This is a genomic window from Paenibacillus periandrae, assembly GCF_022458865.1.
GTDB classification, from domain to species: Bacteria; Bacillota; Bacilli; order Paenibacillales; family NBRC-103111; genus Paenibacillus_S; species Paenibacillus_S periandrae.
Genome location: NZ_JAJNMU010000013.1, coordinates 107,721 through 128,153 on the forward strand (window position 1 = coordinate 107,721; position 20,433 = coordinate 128,153).

General features: G+C 49.3%; 11 protein-coding genes. 4 read left to right on the top strand and 7 right to left on the bottom strand.

The features are described 5' to 3' along the window. Positions 1–8: 8 nt before the first annotated feature. From LRL21_RS46320 to LRL21_RS46325, 4 genes are all read right to left on the bottom strand, one after another. Positions 9–3,065 carry a HEAT repeat domain-containing protein gene (locus LRL21_RS46320; protein ID WP_240417997.1) on the bottom strand — a complete coding sequence of 1,019 codons (3,057 nt, stop codon included), beginning with the start codon at positions 3,063–3,065 and terminating at the stop codon, positions 9–11. Positions 3,066–3,137: 72 nt separating this feature from the next. Next, positions 3,138–3,635, bottom strand: coding sequence for a GNAT family N-acetyltransferase (locus tag LRL21_RS22320; protein WP_240417998.1), 498 nt, complete (start codon positions 3,633–3,635; stop codon positions 3,138–3,140). Between the two features lie 24 nt (positions 3,636–3,659). Beyond that, positions 3,660–6,428 carry an adenylate/guanylate cyclase domain-containing protein gene (locus LRL21_RS22325; protein WP_240417999.1) on the bottom strand — a complete coding sequence of 923 codons (2,769 nt, stop codon included), beginning with the start codon at positions 6,426–6,428 and terminating at the stop codon, positions 3,660–3,662. 39 nt (positions 6,429–6,467) lie between these two features. Then, a complete protein-coding gene (locus LRL21_RS46325) occupies positions 6,468–9,926 on the bottom strand; it encodes a stalk domain-containing protein (protein WP_240418000.1) in 3,459 nt (1,152 codons plus the stop codon). A 204-nt stretch (positions 9,927–10,130) separates the two neighbouring features. Here LRL21_RS46325 and LRL21_RS22335 point away from each other — a divergent pair, with 204 nt between their 5' ends. From LRL21_RS22335 to LRL21_RS22350, 4 genes are all read left to right on the top strand, one after another. Then, positions 10,131–10,517: a DUF4280 domain-containing protein gene (locus tag LRL21_RS22335; protein WP_076230390.1), complete on the top strand. Its 387-nt coding sequence runs from the start codon at positions 10,131–10,133 to the stop codon at positions 10,515–10,517. A gap of 78 nt (positions 10,518–10,595) precedes the next feature. Beyond that, positions 10,596–12,371 (top strand): MORN repeat-containing protein, encoded by a 1,776-nt coding sequence (locus LRL21_RS22340; RefSeq protein WP_240418001.1) that lies wholly within the window; start codon positions 10,596–10,598, stop codon positions 12,369–12,371. A 92-nt stretch (positions 12,372–12,463) separates the two neighbouring features. After that, the gene (locus LRL21_RS22345; protein ID WP_240418002.1) at positions 12,464–13,375 is read left to right on the top strand and encodes a sugar phosphate isomerase/epimerase; all 912 of its coding nucleotides are present in this window, start codon (positions 12,464–12,466) and stop codon (positions 13,373–13,375) included. Positions 13,376–13,458: 83 nt separating this feature from the next. Then, positions 13,459–13,881 carry a GNAT family N-acetyltransferase gene (locus tag LRL21_RS22350; RefSeq protein WP_240418003.1) on the top strand — a complete coding sequence of 141 codons (423 nt, stop codon included), beginning with the start codon at positions 13,459–13,461 and terminating at the stop codon, positions 13,879–13,881. 289 nt (positions 13,882–14,170) lie between these two features. Here LRL21_RS22350 and LRL21_RS22355 read toward each other — a convergent pair whose 3' ends face one another. From LRL21_RS22355 to LRL21_RS22365, 3 genes are all read right to left on the bottom strand, one after another. Further along, positions 14,171–15,838: a hypothetical protein gene (locus tag LRL21_RS22355; RefSeq protein ID WP_240418004.1), complete on the bottom strand. Its 1,668-nt coding sequence runs from the start codon at positions 15,836–15,838 to the stop codon at positions 14,171–14,173. Positions 15,839–15,891: 53 nt separating this feature from the next. Further along, positions 15,892–18,000, bottom strand: a complete 2,109-nt coding sequence (locus LRL21_RS46330) for a phage tail protein (protein WP_240418005.1) — start codon at positions 17,998–18,000, stop codon at positions 15,892–15,894. A gap of 143 nt (positions 18,001–18,143) precedes the next feature. Continuing rightward, entirely contained in the window at positions 18,144–20,384 is a 2,241-nt protein-coding gene (locus tag LRL21_RS22365) for a putative baseplate assembly protein (protein ID WP_240418006.1), read from the bottom strand. Positions 20,385–20,433: the final 49 nt, after the last annotated feature.

Sequence of the window (20,433 nt, forward strand, 5' to 3'; positions counted from 1 at the left end):
CCATTGGGTTATGCCATCTTCGTCAGCATCGCTTCAAGTAGACGGACACGCGCACTAGATGCATGCAGTAAACCGATGCCAATCTCCGGATACAATCGGATCAGTCTCGCCAAGCCTTCGCCTCCCAGTGTCAGCACGCGAACCTCATCAAAAATCACCTGTGCGGTAACTCCTGACACCGATTGATCCAATGCCGTGCTTTCGCCGAATACCTCTTTTGCTCCCAATACACCAATCGTTCCCTCTCCCCCATTGCTCGTTACAAGGCTAAGCTCCACATGACCATCTACAATGAGGTATACGTTGGAATTGGTTTCTCCCTGGCGCAGCAGCAGTGACTGATCCGGAAATACCTCTTCATGTGTAATGCCTGCAATGAGACCAAGCTCATCAACGGATACATTAGAGAATAAAGATACCTGCTTCAAAAATAGTACCTTGTCGAGCATCGTTAACAGCTTCTTCTCATTTGGCATAACGGTTTGCTCCCCCTCACTTAACGCATGTTGTGCGATATCCCGCAGCCAGTCATCCGATCCCAGTCCAGCCTGCTCAATTACGGCTCTCGGATCAGTGATTTCTCCATGGTCTACCGTATCCATAGCGGTCTTCAGCATGTCAAGCAGAGCATAGGCCAGCTTGCGATCCCCTAGCCCTTCAGCTAATACCTCAAGACCATTCTCGCGAATTTCCTCGTCCTTATCCTGGACACTCTCCCGCACCACCTGAACGACCCGTTCATCGGCCAGCTTCGCCAGAACAATCCATGCTCCATCACATATGACATCGCGAATTTCACCTAGTCGCTGCTCCGCCAGTTCCGCCAAACCTTCCATCTTAAGCTTCGCTATGGCCGCTGACAGCGCCTTATCCTGATTGGAGCCTTGGAGACGCTGAATGCACGAGTCAACCAGGGTTTCGCGGATCTGGGCTTCGTCAAGCAGATGAGCGAGTGCTGCTACACAAGCGTCCCATATAAAAGGATTCGGATACTGCAGCCCTTCCATTAGCGCGGCAATACCTTTGTCCCCCATATCGATAAGTGCCTGGATAATCGCTTTACGCAGCTCTTGGTCAGCCGTAGGGTACATGGGAAGCAATGAACCTATCGCTTCATCATATTGCAGTCTGCCCAGGCACTGCGCAGCAGCTACCCGAACTGCCGGCCGTTGATCCTCCAATAACGACATGACCCAATCGCTGTAGCTCGACAAGCCTAAATCAGCAACCGTACGGCATCCATACACAGCCCAATCCCCGCCGTTATCCAGCAGCTTAATAATGGCTTCATCACACGCGGAAAAGCTTTCTTCGCTGCCAAGCGCATACAGTGCCTTGACCGCTTCTGCAACAACACGAGGATGCGCATCCAACAGCTTCAGCCGGATAAAATAATGCGCCTGACTTTGCATGTGCCCGGCTCTCGCTATCAATCTCACACATTCAACTCGTACATCGACTTCTTCATCCTCCAGCAGGGAAGCCACCTGCACCAGCTCCTGGATCGTTGCCCTATGCAAGCTCATAGCACGCAGAGCAGCCACACGAATACGCGGATTATGATCGTCAACGATCTTGACGAGTCTTGGCAAGTAAGAGGAGTCTTTCGCTTTACCGATCAATTCAAGCGCAACCTCGCGCACATAATCATTGGGATTATGGAGATGCTCCAACACCCCCTGCAGCATTTTCGTGCTGCGCATACCTCCCAGAAAGGCAACAGCCATTTCCGAGAAATCAGCTTGAAACGATTGCACGCTTTTGATTAATTCCTTAATATACAAGCTGCGTCCGAACCAGGCAATCACAATCAGTAATAAAGCGACAACCACACCGATTATCGCAACGGAATCCAGGCTTAAGACCCCTTTAGAATGCAGGAGAGACAGTAAAGCACCCAGCAATATACCGCCGGAAGCCGCAATCGCTTGCGATACATAACGAATGCCATCCCTCTGATTGATCGGCAGCATTTTGAAAAACAACTGGTAGCAGGGCTCAGCCGTATAATATAACAAAATATAAAACAGTGCATAGGTCGCCGACACAACAGCCAGCGCGTAACCCGTACCCAGAAATAAGGCAGACAGGCCAAAGCCAAACATAAACACAATCGATATAGCCAGCAGCATATTGCTTGCACCCAGCCAGTTCATCAACCGTCCTGAGAATGTCTGGAGCAGCAGCGAGGCCGAGAACTGGATCGTAATAATCAATCCATAATAAGCTGTCAAATCACGCTCAATTGGGAACGCCTTTTCAGTCGTCGTGAAATATTGGTACTCCATTAAGAAATAAAGTGCCGGCATTAAGGTCATCAAACCTACAGCACAGAGCAGAAAAGGACTTTTGATCATTTGCTTAAAGTAATGACCCGATAAAGCCGTTGCTTCTCCCTGAGCAGTCAGCTCCTGCTTATGCAGCTGCCTGTCATCTTTAAGCGTTAACGGAACCAGATATCTGGCTATCGCCTTGCGGAAATTGAACAAACCAATCAGCAGGAACAAGGGTGCCAGCATGTAGACAATTTCTGTCCCCGACCATCTACCGACCTGCTGGGCAATAAAACCGGCGGTAATCCCGCCTACAGTAGCAGCCCCTACGAATATTGGCATTAACCGCTTGGCCTGTTGGGTCGGACACAGGTCAAATGCCGTACTCCACAGCAGCAGCGTCAGTTGGCGAACGACAAAGTTCGATGAAATAAACAGGATTGGATAATACCATTGGTAATCCCAGCCTCCTGCTTTAAATCCGAGCAAAATCATCCCATTGGCCAGGAGGATCCCTGTCATCAGAAGATACATCGTTCGCATCAGCTTAGCCTTAGGCAGCTTTTCCGCCAGCTTAGCCAACAGCCACCCCTCAAGCGGCATAATAATCGCTTCAGCAATGTAAACGAATGGCAGGAATTGCACGCCAAACCGTTGATTAAAAAGTGCCATAAAAGCGGTATAGCTTAATAACTCTGCAATACCGGCAAAATAAAAGACCGGCAGCATAATCCAAAGCTTACGCGAGTCCTCTGTGCGCAGCCCAAGTAATCGGAATAAAGTACCAGCCACATCATCAAGTCCAATCCTATATAATCTGTCTTGCCTACCGTGTGTGATTTGCAGAGTGGGTTCAGTACATGGCTAAAGCTTTTTCCAATAGGCAAGCCGGGCTTCACCCTCATAATAATAGTTGGGATAATTGCCAATCAATTGAAATCCGAGCTTCGCGAACATGTTTTGCACAGAGGCATACTGGGGCAGATCGCACGTATAAGTCAAAATGTAACGCCCGTTCTGCTGCTCTATAAATTCAAGCATGGTTTCATACAACTGCTTGGCAATCCCAAGGTTGCGGTATGCCCTATGTACAACCAGATAATCCCACAAATAGCCTCCCGTTCTGTGTTCATTTTCCCGTGTACTGATAACAGCGATAATTTGCTTCTCTTCATTCTCCACAAACCAATGTCGATGATTCGGAATTTGCAGACTTTCTCGCGGCCATTTGCTAAAATGCACAAGCTCCCCTGGCGTATGGTTCTGATCATCAAAAGCATCCTTGGAGAGAAAAAATTGACTGACTCTCTCCGCATCCTCTTCATTTTGCATGGCATGCACCTGAAATATGACCTTACTCATGATCGATGGCTCCATTCTAATAGACTAAGAGACGGACAAGGTTCCATTCCAATCCTCGGTTGTACCATTCTGGAAATATTCATCACATAAATAGAAGTACAGCTTGGCGGCTTTATCCTGTCGATTTGCTTTGATTACCTGGAGGAATGCTTCTCTTGCGTCATAAAAGCGTCCAACCTGATACAACAATATCGCCTGCTCAAACCTTGCCTTTGTTTTTTCCTTCAACGCTCTCAGTGTGTCCGGCTCACCTTGATACACATCATACAGCTGCACCGGCTCATCCTTGCCTTCAATCCGGATCAGCCCAAGGTTGCGGTATTGGAAGCTGCTTTTGGCTTGAAGCGAGTCAATAATGTAGCTGGAAACGAGAATGCTCGCACCAAGCGGCTCAGTGATTTTTTCCAATACGCTGGTTAGATAAACATCGTCGGATATCACGTTGCCCTCCAGCCGCTGCTCCTCACCGATAATACCGAGTCGAAGCGGACCCTTGTGCAGCCCAATGCCCATGTCAATCGGTGCGTAATTGCAGTTAGCCCGGTGTACATTATAAATCTCCAGCTCCTTGATAATACCGATGCCCGCCAGCAGCGCCTCATCTGAGCTCTTGGGGAACAGAGCCATAAAACCGGCACCCTGGTATTTGTTGATCATCCCATCATTATTGCGTATAAATGGACCAAAACGATTTAAATATGAATTCACAAAATTAAAGTTTTCCTCGGGTGTCAGCCGCTTGGATAACAGATAGAAGGAGCGAATGTTAACGATCAAAATGCCCATTTCCTGCTCAACCTGATCGCCCAGCTCTACATCCAGAATACTGTCCTTATCCAGAAACCTCAAAAATTGCTGAGGGACGAACCGATAATACGCTTCGCTAACCCGAGTGACCTTGGCAATGTAGCTGCGAATATGCGATGCCATCACATTAAAGCTGTCTCCCAGATCGGCCACTTCATCCCTTGTACGGATATCGACGACAGTCTCCCAATTTCCTTTGGAAATGGCAAGTGCCGAATTGCGCAGCTTGCGAATCGAGGAAAGAATATAATAAGAGGTCAGCAGCACAATCGCCAACAGCACCAAAGTAATAAGGGCAATCGTCTGGATAATATTGCGCAAAATCTTTTGGCGGTGCTGCAAAATACCCTCCAAATTTTTACTTGTCTCAAACACACCGACAATTTTGCCCGAGCTGTTAAATATAGGGCCAATTGCATACATCCAAAATCCGGTATCATCCTGCCACTGATCGGTCTCCACAGTACCAAGCTCCACGACCCTCGTGTTCTTCGGCGTTTTGGGGAACGGATTGAACATATTCACATCGTCCGCATCTTCAATCATCCGATAAATCGTGCCATTCTCGTATTTGTACAGCGCTTTGTAAAATCCTCCGTCATCATTGTCTCCGATATCCTCAAAGATCGAATCCATCTTCTGGCGGAACACCTTATAATCGGCGGTTTTGTAATCCAGCGGTGAATTCATCCGTTCCAGCTTGTCACCATCGATCAAATTACGACCGTTTCGCGCCAGCAAGGACAGCTCGCTCAAGGTTTCGTTCTCCATTTTTTCCGTAAAATCGGTGTAAATAAAATAGGATAGCAAAATCATCGAGCCGACAATGATCGGAATGAACACCATCATCTGCTTCAGCATCAAAGAAATACGACGAAGCATGATATGCAGGTAAAACAGTCTAATTGCAAAGCCGAGCAGCAGCACTCCGACCAGCGCAATTGCCCAAATCAACCAATTATACAATATTTGTGAAGAAGCATAGCTTCCTTGCACTATCGGCGGTTGGATCGTGCCATCCGGATTTTGACGAATAATTTGTCTTTCATGCATAGTGATTAATCCGTTGTCCGCACCTGTACTGATGCCGGTCATATCCTCGAAGGATAGGTCGATCCCCTGCCGCTTCGCTTTTTCCACCGTTAACAGCGCTTCGATCACATAAGGCTGCGCTGGGTCCAGTCTGCTTACCGCTTGAGCATTATAGTCGATATATACCAGACGCCCTGATTTATCCAGCTGCAGCTGCTCAGGGAAGTTCCTCCGGGTCCGATCGACGCCTGCTAAAGGATAAATCTGCTCAGCCTGCCCCCCTTCGTTAATGCGGTATATTTCACCACTGCGTGCTGTGATATAGACCAGATTGGCGTTATTGCCAACAACACCTGCAACGAACTTACCAGCGGGCAGCTGCCAGGAACCGGCAGGTTGAGGCGTTGCTCCCAATTCCCCTCCTGCCGGCATCTGATACATGGTCACCTTGTCACCGTTCTCGACAAAGAAGGTTAGCACATCATTGTGCACATCCAACGATTTCAAGCTGCCGTACCTGAATCGCTTCGCCTCTGCAGGATTGGAATAAATCAGAGGAAAGAAGCTGTCTACCTCCTCACCCGTTGGCGAAAACCTAACGATCCGCTCCGACTTGACGACGAGCCCATAAGGGTCCAGCGTCATTTTACTCGTATACAGGTTGCCTTCGTTGTCTACTGCCAGTCCGTTGAAGCTGTGAATGTCGCTAAACGTATCATTCGTCTTGATCGTGTAGAGGACGGTCCCTTGCGGGTCGAGCTTGACAATGCTCTTCTTGGAGTTATGAATCACATAGAGGTTGTTCTGTTTATCCGTTATTGCTTTGGAAATACTGCTCAATGGTACATTGCGCTGCCAGGGTGAGCTTGTCATAACGTCGCTTTTTTGATATACAACATAACCTGAAGCCATAATCAGCACTGTGAGCAGCAAAGCTACTACCCATTTCTTCATCGTTCTTCATCGCCTCGATTTCACAAGCCTTGGCTTGTCCTAGTCGGCAGAAATCCGAATGGTTTTCGTACCGTCGTCCCAATCTACCTGCATGCCCAGCAGCTCCGCTACAAAACGCAGCGGCACATAGGTTCTTCCTGCTATCATAACGGGCATAGTCTCCAGAGCAACAGCCTCTCCATCGACATAACCGACTGGATTATCTATGCTGCAAACTATCGTTGTGTTATCCAGACTGATCGTTACGGAATGCTGTTCAGCATCCCACATCACCATAGCTCCGAATGCTTCGGAAACAGGTCTTACTGGTAAAAATACCTTTTCATTCATTATAACAGGCGGAGCGGAAAAAGAGACTACTAAATTGGGCGAAATGACACTTTCTGTCGGAAAAATCCGCGCACGTGCTCCCCAGGACTGTTCGATTTCCGCAGTGGCTGCCGTAAGCTCCTGCATCTGTTCGGGCGTATATTTGGCAAGCTCCATTTGGCCGATCTCTGCAATTGTCTGTTTGCTTTCCGCTGCCAGCTGCTCCGTCAGAGCTATCGGCAGCTGCGCCGTTGCTGACAAGTTCCCCTGTGCATCCTTCAGAAGCTCGGCAGATAAACCGTTAATCGTATCCAGCTTGGCGAAAAGAGCTTCCTTCTGTACGGTCAGCAGCATCAGGTTCAATGAATGGATTGAGCCTTGAAGCTGCTCGACCTTGCCTGTGTCCTTTTGTGCTTGAGCCGCTTGCTGCGCATCCTGCAGCTTGATAAGCGCATCCTGCAGCGCCTGTATACTAGCTGCGCTACCGCTTTCCAATATGGCCAGCTTGCCAGCTGTGTCCATGAGTGTAGTCAACTGTGCTGCTGCTGCCTGGGCATCTCCAGAGGTTATAGCCTGCTTCACCTTTAGCTCCAATTCCTCCTGTCGCTTCACCAGTGCGGCCTGCTCAGCAGCGGCCCCTGCGCCCGCAGCAGTTCCTGCTCCTGCTCCGTTTCCAGTACCGCCAGGCGTTGCTCCGCTGCTACCACCAGCAGAGCCTCCAGTTGCTCCACTTCCTGCCTGACTTCCCGAATTGCCAGTAGTACCCGTGGTTCCACCTATGTTGGTCCCACCCGTTCCACCAGCACCTCCAGCGTTATTGTCAGTACCATTCCCTGTAGCACCTGCGCCTGTCCCTGTTCCTCCATTACCGCCATTCTGCAGGATACCCGAGGCTTCAACGTCCGCTTCCAGCTGCTTGGCGAGCGCCTCAGGGTTATTCAACAATGCAACCTGCTTGATCGCCGCCGCCTGATCACCGCTTAACAAAGCCTGTATGAAGGCTGACTTTGCCTCGGATTCCTTCAGCTTTATCGACAGCTCCAAGGTATCGACAGCCTTATTCGCGGCAAGTGCCTTTTCCTTGTCCACCTTGAGCTGCTCCTGCTCCTTTTTCAAAGTTTCCAGCTCGATGTTCATTTGCGCTGCTGTAAGCAGTGGTGCCAGCTGTCCGTTAGGACTTACCTCAACCGTCAGCTTAAATGAAGCCAGCTTCTCCGGACCTACTACGGCGTCGCCCTTCGGATTTTCCAAAGCCTGCAAATTAATCATTTGATCGGCTGAAACCCATACCCCCCCTGTCAGCTCAGACTTTATCAATATTGCTTGTCCCGATTCGCCCATCGTCCCTTTGGCAGCCGTATACAGCTCAGGTGTCAGCGCATCGAGAGCTATCCGAAACGTTCCGATCATCAGCGTAGTGCCCGCATCAGTAGGTGGTTCACCCTTCTTAGGTGCTGCGACAGCTTCGATAACGGCTGGCTTTGCAGCCAGCTCACCAGGAGGGTCCAGCTTGAATGTGCCCGCAGCTCCGTAACTGGCAGGAACACTTTCAGCCACGATCTCCTTGTCCCTGTATAAGATGATCCTTAAGCCCTCCGGCTCACTGAACAGCAGGCTGAGCTCGCTTAATGGCTTTTGAATCGGTTCTTTTTTGCCAATCTGCTTGCCTCCTGCTGTAAATAACGCATAATCCGTCACATCCAGCTTCTTGTCGACTTTAATAGAGAACTCGCTAATCAATGTTCCAATCTTTGGCTGGAGGTTCCAACTTCCTTCCTGAGCCTTCGATTCAGGGGCAGTGGGATTGATCTTCGCAAGTCCATCATCAATATCACGGTATGGCAAAATCCCTTCCTTATATGTAGGCTCAACTGCACCACCCGTATCAACATTCAGCTTGCCGAGTGCCTGCTTGTAGCTGATCCAGCTATTAAGCACCGTCAGTTCAGCCTGATCCTTGGCATCCACCACCAATTGCAGTTCCTCTGCCTTCATAAAGCCCAGCTTGAACTTCTGACCTGCTGCAGCAACGGCAGCTGCGGCTTTATCGCGCTCCCTCAAGGTCTGCGCATAAGCCTCCTCCGCACCTTTGGCATCGAGGTAAGATTGGCGAATGGATAATATCACGTTTTTCAGACTGTCTTTTTCCTTCAGCACCGCTTTATTCTGATCCATCATCGAAATGGGCAGCGATTGGCGAATATCGTCAAAATAACGAATGCCATCATACTCGCCCTGCAGCAGCACCTTCGGTATCGGGAAAATTGCAAGCCATATAAAGCCTTCCCAATCCTGCTGAATACCCGCAAGCGTAGCATCGTAGCCCGCCATGAACAGGTCATAATCAATGTCCTTCGCCTTGTACATGCTTTCAATCACCCGCATGCGGGCTTCGCCGAACTTGGAGGCATACAGCTTGCGAGACACATCCACCTTCATATCCGCGAGTCTGCGATCCTCACGGTCCTGAATCAAGGGCAGGTTCGTCTTTTGAGCATTGACGCTGTATTTTTCCAACATGGCTTGGTTCAGATCACCGTAATCCTGTATGTAGGAAAGCTTGACGCCAGCCTGCAGATCCATTCCGACCTTATCCCCTAATGCGAGCAGACTCGATTTGTACGAAAGCTGCGCCAGCTTCAATCCCGATGCCGCTTGCTCCAGGCTCTTCTCGGCTTGATCATGGGCCGCCTGATCGGCTAGTCCGAACTTCTGCTTGTTTCTCACGCCCTCCAGCTGGCTCTTGGCCGCATCCAGCTTTTTACGTGCCGCATTTTCTGCAAGCAACCCCTGCAGTGCGTTCCCATACAGCTTTTCCATCTCATATTGCACGGACAAAGTCTTGCTTCGCAGTGTCTCATTAGCTATCAGCTGCTGCTTGCGTGCTTCTGGAACTTTTAAACGAATTTGCAGGTCCTTGCTCAAATTTCGCGGCTTGGCAAATAAACTGGAATCCTTGGCTTCCTCGCTTTGCACCGCATACTGTGCCTGTACCAGTTCTGCATTCTTTTTGGTTATGTCTGACCTGGCGTCCCGAATTTCCTGGCTGTTCTTAATGCCCAGTTGGATGGCCTCCTTTAAAGGCAGATCCTTGATCTGATCCCCAGGAGCAGCGAAAGCCGCTAACATGAACCCTTGATTCAACAAAAGGAGCAGGACGAGGCAAGCTCCAACACGTTGCGCAGACACCAATTCAAACCCCTCCGACGTTAAATAACATTACATTCATAGTACATCAACTCTGGCAATCTCGCATCTTATTTATCGACAAATCTTGCTGCAGTCCTTAGCAGGAAAAGGAATTTATTGCTGCTTTCCGCTTTATTTAGTACTATGAAACTATAGATTCACAGCTCTTGTACGCACTAATATGAGGATAAGGTGGTAGATTCTATGGGTATACTCGTCTGCGGAGGCGCAATGCTGCAATGCAGCTTTGGTGCTGCTCCAGGCACCTTGAACGTGCTCCCTGCCAATCTGGTGATGACCTCCATGCCCATTGCCAATATTATGGATAACAAACCGATGCTGAACATCATGCCCTTTGGTATGTGCAACTCTCCGGCTAACCCCACAGTGGCCGCTGCAACTGCAGCCGCTTTTGGCGTATTAACCCCTATGCCCTGCGTTCCTGTTACAGCGGCGCCTTGGGCGCCTGGTGCTCCAACCGTGCTGGTAGCCAACATGCCCGCCCTCAACAACAGCTCCAAATGCATGTGCAATTGGGGTGGCGTCATTCAAGTAGTCAATCCCGGACAAGCAACCATTCAAGTGCCATAAGCAAGTTTCAGCTAAGAATAGCTACGATTTACAGCCTTCATGTTGGCATGCGGGCGATCCTGCAATAGGAGTGAGAACGTGAATGCATTCGTAAAAACTATGGATACGATCTTCAGGCCGGTTGTATCCCCTATATTCACCAAGATGTTAAAACCGATTTTTAAATTGAGAGCACTCACCATGGCTCTTATCAAAAAATTCCAGGCCTACCTGAAAGCCATACTGGGAACCAAGGAATCCTCTCTCAGCAATTATGTGCCAATCGGGTACTATTATGTGTCCAAGCGTCTGCTGCTGATCTGTTTTCTCATCATTTTGCTGCTTTCCTACTTTATATTTATTCGTCCCCCTGTTTTTGTAAATAAGTGGTTTAATCGACCGACCGTCCTGCAGGAAAATACACCTAAAACCTCTGCTTTCTCGGGAAAAGCCAAGGTTGTCGATGAACAGCAGGGTGCCCGATACGAAGGCGAGCTTGTTGATGGGCTGTATGCGGGAACAGGCAAGCTCTACGGCAAACAAGGAGTGCTGCTCTACGAGGGAGCCTTTGACAAGGGACAGAAGAGCGGCGCAGGCACCTTGAACGATGAGCAGGGTAGACTGCTTTACAAAGGACTATTTGTCGCTGATGCTTACAATGGACTCGGTACTCTCTACACCCCGGACCAAAAGGTACGCTACATCGGTGAATTCCAAAATGGTCAATTCGGCGGTTCAGGCAAGCTGTTCTATCCAAACGGCGGCATCCAATATGATGGCGCGTTCCACGCAGGGAAATACAGTGGTGCAGGCAAGCTGTTCGATGCAACCGGGATTTTGCTGTACGAGGGAGATTTTGCTGGAAATGAGTTCAACGGAGTAGGTAAGCTATTCAACAGCAAAGGCATTATGCTCTATGAAGGAGCCTTCAAAAACGGCAAGTTTTCGGGAGAAGGCAGTGAATTTCATGAAAACGGGATGCTCAAATACAAAGGCGCCTTTACGGCAGGCTCGTATAACGGAGAAGGAATTGCTTCGAGCGACAAAGGCCTCGTTACCTATAAAGGCGGCTTCATCAACAATGTATATCATGGTGTTGGCGAATTGATGGATGAGGCAGGAAGAACCCTGTACAAGGGTGATTTCAAAAGCGGGAGGTACGATGGAATTGGAACCTTATTCGATGCGGACGGTTCTCCTGTACTGAAATCATTCTTCGTAAGCGGTAACGTGAATTTACAGAGCTACATCGGTCTGTCGAGCAAAAAGCTTGAGGATATGCTCGGCAAGCCAGCTGAAGTCACCCTGCTTGGCATGCCCGATCCTCTGGCCGCTTTAAACGATGCAGCAGGGGCCGCTGGTGGTGCTGGAGGTACTACAGGGGCAGGCGGAACAGCAGTGACTGGCGGAGCCAACCCAAGCGCAACTGGAGCGGCTGGTAACACTACAAGAACAACCTTGCCTGGTACAGGTATAGATAGCGCTGCGGGTGTAAACGGAATTACTGGCGGCAATGCCACTAACGGAGGAGCAGCAGCGAGCGATATTATCGAGCTGAAGCTGGGCTATCCGAATTATCAGATGACCTTTATTGTCAGCGCTTCTCCAGCCAACCCCAAGGAGGCTACCGTCACCTCGTTCACCTTATGGGGAAGCAAGCCTCTGGCTCTTATCGTTCCTGCTGTAGAAACCTTCACCGACCCCAAGCAGCCGAATGCGCTGGGTTATCGAATCCTGGAGCTCAAGCGGGCTGACCAACCGGGAAGCTATACCAATAGCTATTATAAGGATGATTACCTGCTTACTTTCACTCACCGCGTAGCTGGCAATACCGCTACCCAGCTTGAAATTATACCGACAAAGCCGGCAAATTAACTCGTATCCCACAGCTAGAGGATGTCCCCTAAGGTCAAAAGGCCTTACGTGACATCCCTTTTTTTCTTATATCTCTAAGAAGGAGCTCTCCAATGAACACATTTATGATCGGCCAATATAGTAGCTTTGATTTCACGAAATTTCATCGCGACTTTCGCAATAATTTTTACGGCATTGAGGCTTGCCTGTTTGAGCAGGAGCAGGATACGTTAAATCTGATTCACGAGTCCAGACGAGGGGGCTTCCAGGTGGGTATTCATTTCCCGCTGCGTGCCGGTGCGTATCAGTTAAGGGATGCTTTATTTTTATCGCAGGATGATGCGACCCGTCAACAAGCCTTTGCATCTGTCGAAGAGGAATTGGAGTATGCGACTGCAGTCCAACCAGACTATATCTTGTTTCATTATCCCAAGCCTGTAATTTTGGACGATCGTGTAGATTGGGCGCTTTGGCATTTTGAGGATAGACGGGAATATGTGTATGAGAGTGGGTTTTCATTCGAAGAATTTCAGGAAAAGAGCGAATTTTTATTTGAATGGCTGGCTGCAAAAGGTAATGCTTATACGTTCATTCCTGTACTGGAATTGGACGCTTTGAATCCCTATATTTACGAAACGGATTTTCTGGAATCCTTATTGCAGCGTTACCCCACCATTCGATTATGTCTGGATACGAGCAGACTGTACCTGCAGGAGTGCATCGATCCAAACTTCAACTCAAGAGCCATTATTCGCAGGTATGCCCCATACGCACATCTTCTGCATCTATCCAATATCAAAGTAACGGATCGTATCGAGCAAAAAAAGTTCCCGGTATTGCCCGATTTAAGCCCGGATGACGGCTGGGCACCGATCGAGGACTATTTACTTATCATCAAAGAAAAGAACCCCAGTATCAAAATCATGTTTGAGCATCGCTCCCAACTCATTAGTGATGAACAATTGGAAGCCTGCTATCAATGGGTAGCTCAGATTTTAACAACGGAATCGTCATTAAGGGATTAAAAGGAATTCTAATCATTCGCAGGGAATGAGTAATGAGGAAATCTATAGACCCACCATTACATTTTTGCGAGGAGTGCTGCAAATTGGAAGTAACCTTCAACACGTATACAATCAGCGATGACAAAACAAGGCTGGATATCGACATTATAGGTGGATTTTTATCCAGAAGCTACTGGGCCAACGAGCGGCCGATCGAGAAAACGCAGAAAGCCATCGAACATTCGCTGTGCTATGGCGTCTATGATCAGAATCGGCAGATTGGCTTTGCAAGAGTTATTACAGATGGAGCTACGATGTATTATTTGTGTGATGTGTTCATTGATGAACAGTATCGCGGTCAAGGAATCGGTAAAAAATTGGTTGAGACAATTATTAACTCCGAAGCCTTGCAAGGAATCAATGGGCTCCTCGGAACCAAAGACGCCCACTCGCTGTATGAATCGTATGGGTTTAATCGTGTTGCTGACCGATTTATGAGACGTGCAGCGGTTACGAAGCAAATATAAAAAATCGGCTTTCCCCTTACGGAAGGCCGACCTTTACCTACATAACTTGTCATCTGCTAGAAGTCCGGTGAATAAGTCTCGCTGCGCGGCCAAATATCCTTCCGGGGTAGTGCTTACGAAGCCAGTTTGCTTTAGCAAACTCTCAGCTGTTGAAATCGTGAAATTGGATGAGATTAAGCGGTTTATTCACGATTTCAAAGGCGAACGCTTACGCTTCTCCAGGATCATTTGGCCGCTGCGCTCGTTCTTCACCGGACTTCTAGCGGTAGCACTTTATAGATTCAATTTCTTAAGATTGCTCTTCCCGTCCACTCGCCGCTTCCAACGAAGAAATATCGACGGTATCGTCGCTGCCCGCTCCGCTTTCAATCGCCTTTTTGAAGGCCCACCAACGGATATTGATTTGTGTCGCCTCCGTAGGCTGCTGAAGCCTCACACCGATGCGGAACGTACCCTTTTGCGGATACAACACGGTTCCGATCTTGACGTCTGGACCACTCGGCTCATGCTCGCTGCCTTTGAATACATCCGTAGAGCCAGAGTACAAGCGTTCACTGCTGCTCAGAATGTCGGAAATATAGTCTTCATTGATTTCCTCAATCCCTGTGTAAATGAACAAACTGCCTCGGCCAAGACCATGCTCGATCTCGGCGGATACATAGCTTTTGCCCCCACGGCCAAAAGGGGAAGCCGCGAATTTATTCAAGGAAGCTATCGGGATTTCAACAACACCTGTCCTTACCTGATCACCGGATTGTACTTCAGGGAGTCCCAGATCAAAGTTAAGCTCACCTTTGTCCTTATTGAAGGTAACGTTAAGCTCAGGCTCTTGGTCACCCGCTATTTTCCTGAGACTCGATTTGGCCGTAATCGAACCGCTGAACGGCGTTGCCGGGGCAGGGCTTTCCTTGCCTTTCAGCTTGTGCAGGGCAGAAGCATTGTACACATATTCGTTGAATGGAACCTGATCGACTTTTTCAATCATATAGGTCGGACCCATTTGAAGCAGACTGATTCGGGCCAGATAAATGCAAGGATCGGAAGGTGAGTCCAGAGAATCCTCCAATGAGCGGTTCACAAAATCATCGATCCACTGCTTGTCAACAGCCCCATCCATAATCATCACTTCATTTGCTCTCGATGAGGACAAGCTGACCTGCTTATCACCGATTCGCAGAAGTGCATGGTCCTGTCTAATCCCGACAGTCGCCTTGCCGCGCGATGAGTTATCTGCACGCAGCTTAACCGTTACCTCATATTCGGTTTCCTGCCGTTCCTGAGGCTCGTTGAACACGACTCTAGCGTCATGCTCAGCCTGCAGCTGATGTCCAATCAATTCGAAATCAAAGGATATTTTGGCCGCCTGCAGCGTCTTTTCGATAACAAAGGTCACATCAAACAGCTGCCCCGGATTCACATAACGTGGTGTTCGCTGCAGTATACGAATATGTCCATCCTGATACAGCACACTGGTCTGCTCCATGATGCTCTCGATAGGGAATACAGAAGGGTCGGGGGCTTCCTCGCGTATAAACAGCTTATAGCTTTCCAGCATGCGATTATATTCGCTGATTTCATCGGAACGAACAGCCGCGTTCGCTACGGAATGAACGGGTTCCTTACCCTTTTCATCGTAGGCCAGACACAGATACACATTTTTGGCGTACTCATTGTTCGAAAATCCCTGCATCATCGACAGCTTGAGTGTCACTGGAGAAGGAATAATAATTTCCCGGCCCAGCGCATCAATAGCGGCTCCCATTTCCACAGAAACCGATTTATCATCCACGGCGATAACCTGCAAGCCTGTAATCACGCCTGTACCGTGCAGCAGTCGATTCATCAAACGCCGCTTGTCATTAAAATATTTCTGCTCCGATTCAAAGTCACGAACGGTTAACAGCTTCCCATAAAAATAGCGATTGCGCTCAAATGGATAATACCGTGTCTTTTTCATCCCACAATCCCCTCGCCTTCCCCTATTTTGATTCATATTCACAGATGGTTTAATTATTCTAATTCGGAATCCAATCCGAGACGGGTATGAATGTCCATTCGCTTGTCACGTTCAAGATCAATCAAGACCGTATTGTAAGGCATCGATGATTTTTGATCCAGCGTCAGCAGTGTCGGTTCCGATAAAAAGGTGTTAATCCCCATGTAGGAATGCATATCCATGTACATCCATGGCTGCAGCAGGGTGAGCTTGCCTTCGGTAAAAGCAGGCTTTTGATCATCGATGATTGATTCGATAATGAGCCGCTGCTTATCAGTTTGCACGCATTCCTGCGGCAGCATCACACAAAAACAGTACGGATTATCGCCGTATAGACGGGACAGGAGCTCACGCAGCTCCGATTTCTCCTGCATTTGTTTCATTTGAAAATATTCAATGATGTACGGCTCTGCCCCCGTGTAAATGTGAAGCATCCGCAGCAGGCCCTGTCTCGTACCTCGCAGCTTGTAGAGCTCTGGAGCCTGCTTGATCAGCTGGCGCAGCTTCTCCTCGCCCCACGATTCATCCTCATGAACGGCCAGCCATGTACCGAGCCAGGTTAAATACTGCCCATGAACCGCGTTCGGGTCAAAATATTTGGAGATATGATCAATCTTCTCCTCCATATCCTGAAAGTACGAGCCAAACAAGGCCAGAAACCGTTCCAAAAATCGGCTATCATCCTGCTGCTCCTGATAAATGGAAGGCAAATACGAGATCAGCGACTTACGTGGAAAATAGACGCGAAGTCTGGTCAATACCGGCGTACGCCGCTCACTGCCGACAACTTCCAGCTTCAGCCACAAGTTGCGGCCCATGGCATTCATAAGCAGCGCATCCCGCGGGTTTGTAATCGGCTCCGACCACAGGTCCTTTGTTGCTTTCAGCTTGTCTCTGAGCGGAATCACGGGATCCTTCAAGTACGCACTGAGATCGGTAAAATGTCCATCCAACCATTCCTCATTACGATCAGATGTGTAATAATATAGCCGCACCTGCGTTTCATCGGGAATCAAGGCTTCCAGCTGTACACGGTGCCATTCCGTTTCGGTGGAACGTGTATCGAGTGCATGGGAGAAATAAATCCCTTCCGTTAAGGAGGTTTCCTCAAGCTCCATCGTTCTCGGCTGCAGCTCCAGCAGGGTGATTTCGCCGGTTATCCCATCCAGCACATACATCCAATCCCGTGGACCGAGCAGAAGCTTGTCCGTCCGACCACGGAATCCCGACACCTTGGCTTGAAAATCACCCTGCTGCCCGTACTTCAGAATAAAACGCTCGTCCTCTTCATCCGGACTGACATAACGACTGTCGCCAATATATATATTATTATTCGTATCAATGGAAAGACCCGCAAATGTGCCTTTAGGAGCAATCGAGAATTGTACAGACAACGTCCCATCCTCGTCAAAGGATACGACCAGCTTACGCTCCGTATCGAACAAATAAACAGCTCCCACAGTATTAACAGCGGTATAGTATCTTTTGAGTAAATCGGCGGCAGCCGTCGCCTGTTCCAGTCGGAGCGAGTCGTGCTGATAGACACGAATAACTTCCCCGCCCGGGCTCCACTGCACAATCCCCAGTCGCCCTCCCTCCGGCACTTCTTCATTTCCATTCATCCCAATAATCATATCCAGCGGGATCACGGTATACAGTCTTTTTTGTGAGTCAGACACAATTGCCAGCGGATACAACGGTTTTCCCTGCCATTCCTGGGCAGCCCAAACCTGCTGGCTATTCGATACCGAGTAAGCCGCTATACGCCGCTCGCTGTTCGGATCCGCGATATAAAGCGTGTCTCTGCTTGCAGCCAATACCGCACTGGCCTTAAATAAATCATGCCCTTGACGAAATAGCTGCTCCGTGTATTGATTTTCTGCGTCGTACGACCATACCACTGCTCGCTCATCCATGACGAACAGCTTGCCATTCTGACCAACAGCAAAATCAAGTGGATTCTGCGGACCATCCATTTCCTCAGGCTGGATCACCTTATGGATGCCATATTTCTCGGTCTGGTGCAGCCCGAGCCCCCCACTTACCATATGGAGATTGTAATATCGGCCTTTATCCCAATCCGATTGTTTGTTCAATGAGAAAAACTGGTACGGGTCCTGCACGGCTTTCACCTCCTTCGTCAACAGCCTGCTGAATCCTTAAAACGATGAACATCGACAGATTTCACACCTTCAGAAGCCAACCAACAACGCACGTGTTGGCTGCGTTCTCTTTAGCCCCCGCATTTCATAAGTTAGACTCACGGTTATACGTCAGCTTTACTGATCAGCTCTACCTGATGCTCACCAGAGGTTACCAACCCATACGGAGGAATGAGGATGTCGCCGCTCGCATTTTTACGCGCACCTGAGCCTTCAAAATCGATCCACACGTCCTGTACATAAACGACACCCTTCAGGCGACTGATCGCTCCATAAATATCGCCTTTATATACGGCCCTTCCAAACGTCCAGCCCGTTGATCCATCCGTTCGATCCAAAGGCTGCAGCAGCCCGTACAGCTCATGAAGAATCCGCCTCGGCTCCTCCTTCAATTGCGGCTCCACGACCACTACCGCATGCACCGTAATCTTAATATATTCGGCTGGTATGACATGCAGCTCGGTTGTCAGCAATCGGTGCAATTCCAGATGTTTTCTTACTGTTCGCAGAAAACCAACGCCCGCCTTTGGCTGTGAGCTCTCGCTGTAAGGAACGACAACGACTGTCATTTGTGCTGCCGTCTTGGCCTGCTCCTGCTCCACCATGCCCGGCTTATAGAGGGGTATGGCTTTCACTCTTGCGACACGAAGCCCAGGCGTTGCACGGGCAATAGCCTCATAATCCTCAGCTGTCACCGCCCGGTAAGGCGTATGCAGGTCTCTTCGCACGCGATGCTTGGCCTCCTCTACGGATTCGGCTTCAGATCCACCCGATGCGGGAGTGGGATTGGTAACGCTGATCCCCTGAAGCTCAGGATCATCCGTGACGAACTCCGAAATCAGTCCATCCTTGACGTTGCCCCTTTGACCACCACCGGTTTGCAGCGATATGATTCGCAGGTTGTCCTGGTCGGAATCGTGAGGAATCCAGCCCTCCTCATTGTTGCCAAAGCGGAATACATAATTGGCTTCATCCCACACATAATGCCGGTCCTCTGAACCCGATTGGTCAAAATCCTCAACACGTGTCCAATCCTCCCAGATAAAGCCGGATATCCCTGGATCTCTCCGTCCGACCTGAAGCAGCAGGGAGCCCTTCAAGCACCGCTGCGCCCGTTTGACCTCGAATTCCTGCTGAGGAAGCCCATTGCTGCCACCAATCCAGCGGTCCAGCTCAAAATCGGGCAAATAGGAGATAAGCCGAATCATTTGTTTCCCCATCGGCGGAATGGCTCCGTGCTGTCCATCGCCAAAGCGGATTATGGTCTTTTTCAGCAGCGGATCACGGGAAAGCTCATAGCTGCAGTCCGCGGGCCCGCTGTTACGGATATCCGTAACAGCCTGCCAATCGCGCCAATCCCCCCCGGCTTCACGAACCTGTACGAGGTTCAATCCGTAATAGGGAAGATGAGCCACACGGCTGCATAGGATCCCAGCCTCACCTGAGCTGTCGAATACTACGGCTTCGCTCCAGGTAGTGCGCTGTACAGCTTCAACCGTATTAATATGAATCTGCTCGATCTTCGGCGCCAGCTCATAGCCATCGCTTTCCAGCGTGCAGCACAGCCAATACCGCCGTTTGTCGTTAGCGGGATGCACAAGCATCGGCCTCATTGGCTTATCCAGATACAGCACAATCTGTCCAGTCTGTGACAAGTGCATCGTAGTGTCGCGAAGCAGCTCGACTGGCAGCCAGCCTTCTCCGTCCTCAGAGCCTACATATTTCCATGAAACGCCTACCGAGGAAATCATTTCGGCCATTCCATCGGCAGCTACCCCCACAGGAACAGGATAACCATCAAACAGCTTGAACGATATCGAAATTGGAATCCCTGTCGGGAGCTCATGGTCAAAACCAAGATACAGCTTGCTTCCACTTTTGGCATCCGGTCCGAAGGCATAATAGGCAATACTCGCATGATCATTGGAAGAGGTATAATCGCTTGCCGCCACAGCCGTACGTACTATTATTTTATCCAGAGTGGAAGGGACTGCCTGTAGGGTTTCAACCGTTTCGAATAGTTGATCCATTGCGGCAAGCCTCGTACCCTTGGGCAGCACCTGACGCTCCTGCATTCCCGTAAAGGCCAGCTGTGCTCTTGCAGAAATCGATTCCTTGAGGCGAATACCAAGCAGCTTTAGAAATTTACGCTCATTCTTTTCCGTAATCCGGTTCAAATAATACTGTTGAGCCTCCGTCATCCAAGACATCAGCTCGATCAGTGTAATCCCCGGATCATGTGCATTTTCATCCGTCCACTGCGGAAATAGCTTGGGAATCGCCTTTCTGGCATCCTGTACAATTTGATCAAAATAACGATCGTCCAAATTCGGTATGGGCAGCAATCGTTATACCTCCTTTCGTATCCAGTATTATCGATAAGTCTCTTCAGAC

What these genes read in the sequence shown, in the direction of transcription:
- LRL21_RS22320 (WP_240417998.1), bottom strand. Translation starts at nt 3,635, where the DNA reads ATGAGTAAGGTCATATTTCAGGTGCATGCCATGCAAAATGAAGAGGAT.
- LRL21_RS22325 (WP_240417999.1), bottom strand. Translation starts at nt 6,428, where the DNA reads ATGAAGAAATGGGTAGTAGCTTTGCTGCTCACAGTGCTGATTATGGCT.
- LRL21_RS22335 (WP_076230390.1), top strand. Translation starts at nt 10,131, where the DNA reads ATGGGTATACTCGTCTGCGGAGGCGCAATGCTGCAATGCAGCTTTGGT.
- LRL21_RS22345 (WP_240418002.1), top strand. Translation starts at nt 12,464, where the DNA reads ATGAACACATTTATGATCGGCCAATATAGTAGCTTTGATTTCACGAAA.
- LRL21_RS22355 (WP_240418004.1), bottom strand. Translation starts at nt 15,838, where the DNA reads ATGAAAAAGACACGGTATTATCCATTTGAGCGCAATCGCTATTTTTAT.